Genomic DNA, 2021 nt, shown 5'->3' on the forward strand with positions numbered 1-2021 from the left:
ACGGCCGGGGCCGGGCAGAAGATGCCGCACGGAATCGGCGGCAGGCCCGGGATGGTGATCATCACCTGGGTCGGCGTCGGCGTGGTGGTGACCGGTCATCGAAGTGACCGGCGACGGCCGATTGTCGGCCCTGTTGTCCCTGGAGCATGTGCGCGGATTCGTGGTGGTCGCCGAGGAGGGCAGCTTCCGGCGCGCGGCCGATCGGTTGCAGATGACCCAGCCACCGTTGAGCCGCCAGATCCAGAAGCTCGAGCGCGATCTCGGTGTGCTGCTGCTGGATCGGACGCAACGGCAGGTCGAGTTGACGCCCGCGGGCCGGGTGTTCCTCGCCGAGGCCCGCCGGCTGCTGGCCCTCGCGGAGGCGGCTCCGGCCACCGCGCGCCTGGTCGCCGACGGGCAGACCGGCACGGTGCGCATCGGCTTCACCGCCACCGCGGGTTTCGGCTTCCTGGGCGGATTCCTCAATCAGCTCTCGCTGGCACTGCCCACGGTCGAACTGATGCTCAGCGAACTGGTCAGCGCCCTGCAGTTCGACGAATTGTTGAGCGGCAAACTGGATCTGGCGATCGCCCGGCCGCCCTTCGACCGGCTCGAATTCGAGGGGCGGCCGGTGCATCGCGACCCGCTGGTACTGGCCGTGCCCGCCGGGCACCGGCTGGCCCAGGGCGGTCCGCTCGCGGTGCGCGAGTTGGAGGGCGAGCGAATGCTGACGTACGCGCCGGGACCCGCACGCTACTTCGCCGAGTTGATGAACCGGGTGCTGGCGGGTGTCTCCTACGACCCGGCCGACCGAGTCACCCAGGTGCACACCATGCTCGCGCTGGTCGCGGCGGGCCGCGGCGTGGCGCTGGTGCCGGAGGCGGCGAGCCGGTTGCACCCCGACGGCGTGCACTACCGCCCCCTGTCGGGCGTGGCCGAGCGCGCCGAACTGTACGCGGTCTGGCGGCGGCATCCGGCGAATCCGGCCCTGCGCCGCGTGATCGACCTCCTCGAGACCTGGCCGGACGCCTGAGAAAGAGAGAGCACTGTGCCCCCGATGTCATCCGACACCCTGGCGCCCCGGGACCTGGGACCGGTCCTGGGTCGTGGCCTGCTGTCGTTCCCCGTCACCCATTTCGATGCCGAGCTGAATATCGACGAGGCCGCCTGCCGCGAGCACATCGCCTGGCTGGCCCAGTACGACGTGGCCGGTCTGTTCGCGGCGGGCGGAACCGGTGAGGGCTTCTCGCTGACCACCGCCGAGATCGACCGGGTGGTGCGCGCCGCGGTCGCCGAGACCGCCGGGCGGGTGCCGGTGCTGGCCCCCGCGACCGCCGGCACCGCCGTCGCCGTGGAGCAGGCGCGCAACGCCGAAGCCGCCGGGGCGCAAGGGATCCTGTTGCTGCCGCCGTACCTCACCGAGTCCGGTCCCGAGGGGCTGCTCGAGCATGTGGCGGCGGTGTGCGCGGCCACCTCGCTGGGGGTGATCTTCTACAGCCGCGCCAATGCCCGCGTCGATGACGTGACCGTGGCCCGGATGGCCGAGCGCTGCCCGAACCTGATCGGGTTCAAGGACGGCGTGGGCGATATCGAGACCATGACCCGGATCTACGCCCGCCTGGGCGACCGGCTCACCTATATCGGCGGGCTGCCGACCGCGGAGACCTTCGCGCTGCCGTACACCGAAATGGGCGTCACCACGTACTCTTCGGCGATCTTCAACTTCGCGCCGGAGTTCGCGCTGGCCTTCTACAAGGCGGTGCGGGCGCACGATCGCGAGACGGTGTACGCGCACCTGCGCAATTTCGTGCTCCCCTATCTCGATATCCGCGACCGCGCACCGGGATACGCGGTGTCGATCATCAAGGCCGGGCTGACCGCGGTGGGCCGTCCGTCCAGCCGGGTCCGCCCGCCCCTGACCGATCTGGCCGAGGCGGAGCTGGCCGAACTCACCGCGCTCGTGGAAAGGATTGCCTGACATGGCCTCTCCCGCCGTGCTGGATCGCATCACCGGGGTGCGGATCTCCTCGGTGACGCTGCCG

General features: G+C 70.8%; 2 protein-coding genes. Both read left to right on the forward strand.

From position 1 onward, the window contains the following. Window positions 1-103: 103 nt before the first annotated feature. Window positions 104-1012, forward strand: a complete 909-nt coding sequence (locus tag ACWELQ_RS44580) for a LysR family transcriptional regulator (protein WP_452403001.1) — start codon at window positions 104-106, stop codon at window positions 1010-1012. A gap of 24 nt (window positions 1013-1036) precedes the next feature. Then, on the forward strand, window positions 1037-1957 hold the full coding sequence (gene kdgD / locus ACWELQ_RS44585) for a 5-dehydro-4-deoxyglucarate dehydratase (protein ID WP_452403002.1): 921 nt from the start codon (window positions 1037-1039) through the stop codon (window positions 1955-1957). Window positions 1958-2021: the final 64 nt, after the last annotated feature.

It is taken from the genome of Nocardia sp. NPDC004722 (assembly GCF_053601505.1).

What these genes read in the sequence shown, in the direction of transcription:
- kdgD (WP_452403002.1), top strand. Translation starts at nt 1,037, where the DNA reads ATGTCATCCGACACCCTGGCGCCCCGGGACCTGGGACCGGTCCTGGGT.